The organism is Enterobacter sp. 22499, assembly GCF_052044815.1.
In the GTDB taxonomy this organism is placed as follows: Bacteria; Pseudomonadota; Gammaproteobacteria; order Enterobacterales; family Enterobacteriaceae; genus Enterobacter; species Enterobacter bugandensis.
Map to the genome: position 1 here is coordinate 21,491 of NZ_JBQENR010000013.1, position 8,586 is coordinate 30,076.

Annotated in this window: 9 protein-coding genes and 1 riboswitch; of the genes, 6 read left to right on the top strand and 3 right to left on the bottom strand. The window is 57.0% G+C overall.

Annotated features, from left to right (window positions below):
• Window position 1 precedes the first annotated feature (1 nt).
• A riboswitch (TPP riboswitch) is annotated at window positions 2-111 on the bottom strand.
• A 54-nt stretch (window positions 112-165) separates the two neighbouring features.
• Window positions 166-663 (bottom strand): Rsd/AlgQ family anti-sigma factor, encoded by a 498-nt coding sequence (locus ACTJI7_RS22455; protein WP_028015105.1) that lies wholly within the window; start codon window positions 661-663, stop codon window positions 166-168.
• 95 nt (window positions 664-758) lie between these two features.
• Here ACTJI7_RS22455 and nudC point away from each other — a divergent pair, with 95 nt between their 5' ends.
• The 6 genes from nudC to ACTJI7_RS22485 all read left to right on the top strand — a co-directional run bounded on the left by nudC (window position 759) and on the right by ACTJI7_RS22485 (window position 5,111).
• The gene (nudC, locus tag ACTJI7_RS22460; protein WP_049138089.1) at window positions 759-1,532 is read left to right on the top strand and encodes an NAD(+) diphosphatase; all 774 of its coding nucleotides are present in this window, start codon (window positions 759-761) and stop codon (window positions 1,530-1,532) included.
• Between the two features lie 38 nt (window positions 1,533-1,570).
• Window positions 1,571-2,635, top strand: coding sequence for a uroporphyrinogen decarboxylase (gene hemE, locus ACTJI7_RS22465; protein WP_126300795.1), 1,065 nt, complete (start codon window positions 1,571-1,573; stop codon window positions 2,633-2,635).
• Between the two features lie 9 nt (window positions 2,636-2,644).
• Window positions 2,645-3,316, top strand: a complete 672-nt coding sequence (gene nfi, locus ACTJI7_RS22470) for a deoxyribonuclease V (RefSeq protein WP_010425928.1) — start codon at window positions 2,645-2,647, stop codon at window positions 3,314-3,316.
• Window positions 3,317-3,357: 41 nt separating this feature from the next.
• Window positions 3,358-3,948 (top strand): YjaG family protein, encoded by a 591-nt coding sequence (locus ACTJI7_RS22475; RefSeq protein ID WP_022646712.1) that lies wholly within the window; start codon window positions 3,358-3,360, stop codon window positions 3,946-3,948.
• Window positions 3,949-4,134: 186 nt separating this feature from the next.
• Window positions 4,135-4,407, top strand: coding sequence for a nucleoid-associated protein HU-alpha (gene hupA, locus ACTJI7_RS22480; RefSeq protein ID WP_002445246.1), 273 nt, complete (start codon window positions 4,135-4,137; stop codon window positions 4,405-4,407).
• Between the two features lie 11 nt (window positions 4,408-4,418).
• On the top strand, window positions 4,419-5,111 hold the full coding sequence (locus ACTJI7_RS22485) for a DUF1481 domain-containing protein (protein ID WP_028015109.1): 693 nt from the start codon (window positions 4,419-4,421) through the stop codon (window positions 5,109-5,111).
• A gap of 47 nt (window positions 5,112-5,158) precedes the next feature.
• Here the strand turns inward: ACTJI7_RS22485 and purD are convergent, their stop codons facing one another.
• Both purD and purH read right to left on the bottom strand, forming a co-directional pair.
• The gene (purD, locus tag ACTJI7_RS22490) at window positions 5,159-6,451 is read right to left on the bottom strand and encodes a phosphoribosylamine--glycine ligase (protein ID WP_136484562.1); all 1,293 of its coding nucleotides are present in this window, start codon (window positions 6,449-6,451) and stop codon (window positions 5,159-5,161) included.
• Between the two features lie 15 nt (window positions 6,452-6,466).
• Window positions 6,467-8,056, bottom strand: a complete 1,590-nt coding sequence (gene purH, locus ACTJI7_RS22495; RefSeq protein WP_028015111.1) for a bifunctional phosphoribosylaminoimidazolecarboxamide formyltransferase/IMP cyclohydrolase — start codon at window positions 8,054-8,056, stop codon at window positions 6,467-6,469.
• Window positions 8,057-8,586: the final 530 nt, after the last annotated feature.

Here is an 8,586-nt window from a genome sequence, read left to right on the forward strand (position 1 = left end):
CAGCAGCGTGACTCTTGTTCCCTTCGCAGGTATTAACCTGATCAGGTTCCGCGGATCCCGAATTAACGGTCTCAGCCCGTGCTTACACACTGGGCACTCCGACAAGAAAAATCCCCCTCCGCAGAGGGGCGACTGGTTGTAAATTACTCGTTAACGGTTAAGAACTCAAGCAGGGCGCGCAACGTTATCGCTGCTGCTGATATTCAGGTTGTTATCCAGTACGAGGGCGATGAGCTTATCTTCCAGCGTGAATCGCTCTTCCAGCGCTTCGCCCAGGTCCGAAAGCGCCTGCTGGAACTCAAGATAGTTATCGTGATCGATGGCGTTCTCGAGCGTGGAATCGTAATAGTCCATGATCTGCTGGGTATTGGCTTCCAGCTGCGGACAGAGTTTGCTGGCCGCTAAATACGGCGTTGTCCCTTCCATTTCGCGGATAATGCGTTCATAAATGTTGAAATGGCCGTCGGAGAGGTAGTCGACAAGGCTCTGACAAAAATCATCCAGCGCTTTTTCGTTCAGCCGCATAAAGGATTCTTTGCCAGGCTTAAGACCGACCAGATTGTAATACGCCACAAGGAGATGCTTGCGCACATGTAGCCAGCGATCCACCAGGGTGTTACTTCCTCCAACGCGCTCAGTCAGGCTTTCCAGCTGGTTTAACATGGTCGACTCCATAAGGTTTAGAATGGGATCTGCTTATCCAAAATGTAACCACAATGCTAACAACATGTCAGTGAAGCGAAGGTAGTGCAATAGATATGGATCGTATTATTGAAAAATCAGATCTGGGTTGGTGGATCGTCAGCCACGAACAAAAATTATGGCTGCCCTCAGGAGAGTTGCCCTACGGTGCCGCGGAAACGTTCGATCTGGTGGGCCAGTCCGCGCTGAAGATCGGCGAGTGGCAGGGCGATCCCGTGTGGTTGATCCAACAGGCGCGCCGTCAGGATATGGGATCCGTACGTCAGGTGTTAGATCTTGACGTCGGCCTGTTCCAGTTGGCGGGGCGGGGCGTGCAGCTGGCGGAGTTTTACCGTTCGCACAAATATTGCGGTTATTGCGGCCACACCATGCACCCAAGCAAAACCGAATGGGCGCTGCTCTGCGGCCACTGCCGTGAACGCTACTACCCCCAAATCGCGCCGTGCATCATCGTCGCCATCCGCCGTGATGATTCCATCCTGCTGGCGCAACATACCCGTCATCGCAACGGCATTCATACCGTCCTCGCCGGGTTCGTCGAAGTCGGCGAAACGCTGGAGCAGGCGGTGGCGCGCGAGGTGATGGAGGAGAGCAGCATCAAGGTGAAGAACCTGCGCTACGTGACCTCCCAGCCGTGGCCGTTCCCGATGTCTCTGATGACCGCGTTTATGGCGGAATATGACAGCGGCGAGATTGTTATCGACCAGAAAGAGCTGCTGGAGGCGAACTGGTACCGCTACGACAATTTACCGCTGTTACCCCCGCCGGGAACGGTGGCGCGTCGCCTGATAGAAGATACCGTGGCAATGTGTCGGGCCGAGTATGAGTAGTGTTACACTGACGGACTGACGCAATAAGGAACTGCAAAATGACCGAACTGAAGAACGATCGTTATCTGCGTGCGCTGCTGCGCCAGCCCGTTGATGTCACCCCGGTGTGGATGATGCGCCAGGCGGGACGCTATCTGCCAGAGTACAAAGCCACGCGCGCGCAGGCGGGCGATTTTATGTCGCTGTGCAAAAACGCCGAGTTGGCCTGTGAAGTGACGCTCCAGCCGCTGCGCCGCTTCCCGCTGGATGCCGCCATTCTCTTTTCGGACATTCTTACCATTCCGGACGCGATGGGCCTGGGGCTCTATTTCGAAACCGGCGAGGGCCCGCGCTTTACCTCGCCGATCAAAAGCAAAGCTGACGTCGATAAGCTGCCGATCCCCGATCCGGAAGGCGAGCTGGGCTACGTGATGAACGCCGTGCGCACCATTCGCCGCGAGCTGAAGGGCGAAGTGCCGCTGATTGGCTTCTCTGGCAGCCCGTGGACGCTGGCCACCTACATGGTTGAAGGCGGCAGCAGCAAAGCCTTCACTATGATTAAAAAGATGATGTACGCCGAACCGCTGGCGCTGCATGCGCTGCTCGACAAGCTGGCAAAGAGCGTTACGCTCTACCTCAATGCGCAGATTAAAGCGGGTGCGCAGTCGGTGATGATTTTCGACACCTGGGGCGGCGTGCTGACCGGGCGCGATTATCAGCAGTTCTCCCTGTACTACATGCACAAAATCGTCGATGGCCTGCTGCGTGAATACGACGGTCGCCGCGTGCCGGTGACGCTGTTCACGAAAGGCGGCGGCCAATGGCTGGAAGCGATGGCGGCCACCGGCTGCGACGCGCTGGGCCTCGACTGGACCACCGATATTGCCGATGCGCGCCGTCGCGTGGGCGACAAAGTGGCGCTACAGGGCAACATGGATCCGTCCATGCTCTATGCTCAGCCTGCCCGCATCGAAGAGGAAGTGTCGACTATACTGTCTGGTTTCGGCCAGGGTGAAGGCCACGTCTTTAACCTCGGCCACGGCATTCATCAGGATGTGCCGCCTGAACACGCAGGCGTATTTGTGGAGGCGGTGCATCGGCTTTCTGCCCAGTATCACAAGTAAGGAGTGGTTATGGATCTCGCGTCGCTACGCGCTCAGCAAATCGAACTGGCTTCATCGGTGATCCGCGAGGATCGTCTGGATAAGGATCCCCCGCAGTACATTGGCGGGGCGGACGTCGGGTTCGAGCAGGGCGGTGAAGTGACGCGGGCGGCGATGGTGGTGCTGAAATACCCGTCGCTGGAGCTGGTGGAGTACAAGGTGGCGCGTATCGCCACCACCATGCCCTATATTCCCGGCTTTCTCTCCTTCCGCGAATACCCCGCGCTGCTGGCCGCGTGGGAGCAACTCTCGCAAAAACCTGACCTCCTGTTTGTTGACGGGCACGGTATCTCCCATCCGCGTCGCTTAGGCGTCGCCAGCCACTTTGGTCTGCTGGTGGACGTGCCGACCATCGGCGTGGCGAAAAAACGCCTGTGCGGCGCGTTTGAGCCGCTTTCTGCCGAACCGGGCGCGCTGGCGCCGCTTATCCATAAAGGCGAGCAGCTGGCGTGGGTCTGGCGCAGTAAAGCGCGCTGTAATCCGCTGTTTATCGCCACCGGACATCGGGTGAGCATGGACAGCGCGCTGGCGTGGGTGCAGCGCTGCATGAAGGGCTACCGGTTACCGGAGCCAACCCGCTGGGCTGACGCCGTTGCCTCTTCACGTCCGGCATTCATTCGTTGGCAGGAAATTCAGCCGTGATTCAGGTAAACTGCGGCTAATTTTCGATTCGAGACATCATCATGTTACAAAACCCGATTCATCTGCGCCTTGAGAAGCTGGAAAGCTGGCAGCACGTGACGTTTATGGCTTGCCTGTGCGAGCGCATGTATCCCAACTATGCCGCGTTCTGTAAGCAAACGGAGTTTGGCGAAGGCCAGATTTATCGACGTATCCTGGATTTGATCTGGGAGACGCTGACGGTGAAAGACGCAAAGGTGAACTTCGATTCACAGCTCGAAAAGCTGGAAGAGGCGATCCCGGCGGCGGACGATTACGACCTGTACGGCGTTTATCCGGCTATCGACGCCTGCGTGGCGTTGAGCGAGCTGATCCACTCCCGTCTGAGCGGTGAAACGCTGGAGCACGCCATTGAAGTCAGTAAGGCATCCATCACGACCGTCGCGATGCTGGAAATGACGCAGGAAGGCCGCGAAATGACCGACGAAGAGCTGCGTGCTAACCCGGCGGTTGAACAGGAATGGGACATTCAGTGGGAGATTTTCCGCCTGCTGGCAGAGTGTGAAGAGCGTGATATTGAGCTGATCAAAGGGCTGCGCGCGGACCTGCGTGAGGCCGGTGAGAGCAATATTGGTATAATTTTTAACCAATGAGACAACAAAACGTGATTTAACGCCTGTTTTGTCGCACCTCGACTCTTCCCTTCTGCCCCCCGTCTGGTCTACATTTGGGGGGCGAAAAAAAGTGGCTATCGGTGCGTGTATGCAGGAGAGTGCTTTTTTGGCATTTTCGTCGCACTCGATGCTTAGCAAGCGATAAACACATTGAAAGGATAACTTATGAACAAGACTCAACTGATTGATGTAATTGCGGACAAGGCTGATCTGTCTAAAGTGCAGGCTAAAGCTGCTCTGGAATCTACCCTGGCTGCTATTACTGAGTCTCTGAAAGAAGGCGATGCTGTACAACTGGTTGGTTTCGGTACCTTCAAAGTGAACCACCGCGCTGAGCGTACTGGCCGCAACCCGCAGACCGGTAAAGAAATCAAAATCGCCGCAGCTAACGTGCCGGCATTTGTTTCTGGTAAAGCACTGAAAGACGCAGTTAAGTAAGACGCGTGGCAGTGAACAGTTTTAACGAAGGGGCGGCAACGCCCCTTTTGTCATTCTGGCGTGGCACGCTCGCGCTGGCAGGCGTACTGTTGCTGTCTGCCTGTAGCCATGACTCCTCACTCCCCCCGTTTACCGCCAGCGGCTACGCTGACAACCAGGGCGCGGTCAGGATCTGGCGCAAAGATTCCAGCGATGAAGTCCATATGCTTACCGCGTTCAGCCCGTGGCATAACGGCAACACCTCGACCGCAGAGTACCGCTGGCAGGGCGATGCGCTGTCGCTGATTGAACTGAACATCTACAGCAAGACCCCAGAACACGTGAAGGTGCGTTTCGACGACCACGGCGAGCTGAGCTTTATGCAGCATGAAGTCAGCGGATTGAAACAGCAGCTTTCCAGCGATCAGGTCGCCCTTTACCGCTACCGCGCCGAACAGCTCCGTCAGACCAGCGACGCGCTGCGTCAGGGCCGCGTGGTACTGCGCCAGGGGCGCTGGCATGCCGATGGCACGGTGACCACCTGCGAAGGGCAGACCGTAAAGCCTGAGCTTGAATCCTGGGCAACCGAACACATTCAGCGCCGTCAGCGGCATTCGTCTATGGAAGTGAGCGTGGCGTGGCTTGAGGCGCCGGAAGGCTCTCAGCTCCTGCTGGTAGCGAACGAAGACTTCTGCACCTGGCAGCCGACAGAGAAAAGTTTTTGATTTAAGTTCCCTCTCCCTTGAGGGAGAGGGTCAGGGTGAGGGGGAAATTACTCCCCCTGTTCCCGCGCAATAGCACGATAACCGATATCCTGACGGCTGAAGCTGCCGTTCCAGTGAATATCCGCCATCAGCGCATAGGCGCGTTTCTGCGCTTCTGCCACGGTCTGGCCCAGCGCGGTCGCACACAGCACGCGGCCGCCGTTGGTGAGCACGCGGTCATCCTCAGCCAGCTTCGTACCGGCGTGGAACACCTTCGCGCCGTCAATCTCTTCCAGCGGCAGGCCGTGGATCTCATCTCCGGTGCTGTAGTTCCCCGGATAGCCACCCGCAGCAATCACCACGCCCAGAGACGCACGCTCGTCCCACTCTGAGGTTTTCTCGTCCAGCTTGCCTTCGCATGCCGCCAGGCACAGATCCACCAGGTCGGATTTCATGCGCAGCATGATCGGCTGGGTTTCCGGATCGCCGAAGCGGCAGTTGAATTCAATCACCTTCGGGTTACCCTGCTTGTCAATCATCAGGCCCGCGTAGAGGAAACCGGTGTAGGTATTGCCTTCCGCCGCCATGCCCTTCACGGTAGGCCAGATGATGCGGTCCATGGTGCGCTGATGCACCTCATCGGTAACAACGGGAGCAGGGGAGTAAGCGCCCATCCCGCCGGTGTTGGGGCCGGTATCGCCATTGCCAACGCGCTTGTGATCCTGGCTGGTGGCCATCGGCAGAACGTGCTCGCCGTCGACCATTACGATAAAGCTCGCCTCTTCGCCGTCGAGGAACTCTTCGATCACGATGCGGTGGCCCGCGTCGCCAAAGGCGTTGCCTGCCAGCATATCCTGAACGGCCGCTTCGGCTTCTTCGAGCGTCATCGCCACGATAACGCCTTTCCCGGCGGCCAGACCGTCGGCTTTGATGACAATCGGCGCGCCTTTTTCACGCAGGTAAGCCAGCGCGGGCTCGACGTCGGTGAAGTTCTGATACTCCGCCGTCGGGATGTTATGACGCGCAAGGAAATCTTTGGTGAAGGCTTTGGAGCCTTCCAGCTGCGCGGCGCCTTCCGTTGGGCCGAAGATTTTCAGGCCCGCTGCGCGGAAGGCGTCAACCACGCCAATTACCAGCGGCGCTTCCGGGCCGACGATGGTCAGGTCGATTTTTTCGCTCTGGGCAAAGCTCAGCAGCGCCGGGATATCGGTCACGCCGATAGCCACGTTCTGCAGCGCGGGTTCCAGTGCGGTACCGGCGTTACCCGGTGCCACGAAGACGGTTTTAACCTGTGGAGACTGCGCCGCTTTCCACGCCAGAGCGTGCTCGCGCCCGCCGTTACCAATCACTAATACTTTCATTTTCTGCTCCGGGAATTAATGGCGGAAGTGGCGCATGTCGGTGAAGATCATTGCGATGCCGTGTTCGTCGGCAGCGGCAATCACCTCGTCGTCGCGGATAGAGCCGCCAGGCTGGATCACACAGGTGATGCCCACCGCAGCCGCAGCGTCGATACCGTCACGGAACGGGAAGAAGGCGTCAGAGGCCATGGCGGAGCCTTTCACTTCCAGGCCTTCGTCACCTGCTTTAATACCCGCGATTTTCGCAGAGTAAACGCGGCTCATCTGGCCTGCGCCTATCCCGATGGTCATGTTCTCTTTGGCATAGACGATGGCGTTGGATTTCACGAACTTCGCCACTTTCCAGCAGAACAGCGCGTCGCGCAGCTCCTGTTCGGTCGGCTGTCGTTTGGTCACCACGCGCAGGTCGGCTTCTGTCACCATACCCAAATCGCGATCCTGAACCAGCAGACCGCCGTTCACGCGCTTGAAGTCCAGGCCCGGCACGCGCTCCGCCCACTGGCCGCAAACCAGTACGCGCACGTTCTGTTTCGCCGAGGTGATTTTCAGCGCTTCTTCGGACGCGGACGGCGCGATGATCACTTCGACAAACTGGCGGGAGATAATGGCCTGCGCGGTCTCGGCATCCAGCTCGCGGTTGAAGGCAATAATGCCGCCGAATGCGGAGGTCGGGTCGGTTTTGTAGGCGCGATCGTAGGCATCCAGAATAGAGGTGCTTACTGCAACGCCGCACGGGTTGGCGTGCTTGACGATAACGCAGGCCGGCTCGCTGAACTCTTTCACGCATTCCAGTGCGGCGTCGGTGTCGGCAATGTTGTTATAGGAAAGGGCTTTGCCCTGAACCTGCTGTGCGGTCGCAACGGAGGCTTCCTTGACCTCTTCTTCTATATAGAAGGCAGCCTGCTGGTGGCTGTTCTCACCGTAACGCATATCCTGCTTCTTAATGAAGTTCAGGTTCAGGGTGCGCGGGAAGCGGCCAGAAGGATCTTTGCTTTCACCGTGGTAGGCAGGAACCAGGCTACCGAAGTAGTTGGCAATCATGCTGTCGTACGCGGCGGTGTGTTCGAACGCCTTAATCGCAAGGTCGAAGCGGGTTTCGAGAGTGAGGGAGCCGTCGTTAGCATCCATCTCATTAATAATGGCGCTGTAGTCGCTGCTCTTCACCACGATGGCCACATCTTTATGGTTCTTCGCCGCGGAGCGCACCATGGTTGGGCCGCCGATATCAATATTCTCAACCGCATCTTCCAGAGAGCAGCCTTCGCGGGCGACGGTCTGGGCAAACGGGTAGAGGTTAACAACAACCATATCGATAGGCGCGATATCATGCTGTTCCATAATGCCGTCGTCCTGACCGCGACGGCCCAGAATGCCGCCGTGCACTTTCGGATGCAGGGTTTTGACGCGTCCATCCATCATTTCCGGGAAACCGGTGTAGTCGGACACTTCGGTTACCGGCAGACCTTTATCTGCTAACAGGCGAGCGGTACCGCCTGTAGAAAGCAGCTCTACACCACGTGCGGAAAGTGCCTGAGCGAATTCAACGATACCGGCTTTATCAGAAACACTGAGCAGAGCGCGGCGGACTGGACGACGTTGTTGCATGGTAAATCCCCTGGATTTCACGATTACAGAGAGCGTTAGATGAATTTTCCAGCGAAAAACTCATCTAACACACCTGACGAGGCCTCCTTGTTAAGCGCGAGCATTTTAACGAAAACGTTTGCGCAACGCTCGCATATTTTCACTTTTTCGAAGCGCTGTGGATAACTCTGTGTGTAAAAGGGTATAAGGCGGGGTTTTGCTGGGGAATGCAGCAGTCAGTCATTTTTCTGTCATTTAGCGGTTGCGGCCCGCGGAGAACTCCCTATAATGCGCCTCCATCGACACGGCGGATGTGAATCACTTCACAGTTAACCCGGTCGGTTGAAGAGAAAAAATCCTGAAATAACGGGTTGACTCTGAAAGAGGAAAGCGTAATATACGCCACCTCGCAACGGTGAGCGAAAGCCGCGTTGCACTGCTCTTTAACAATTTATCAGACAATCTGTGTGGGCACTCAAAGTGACATGGATTCTTAACGTCGCAAGACGAAAAATGAATACCAAGTCTCTGAGTGAACATACGTAATTCAT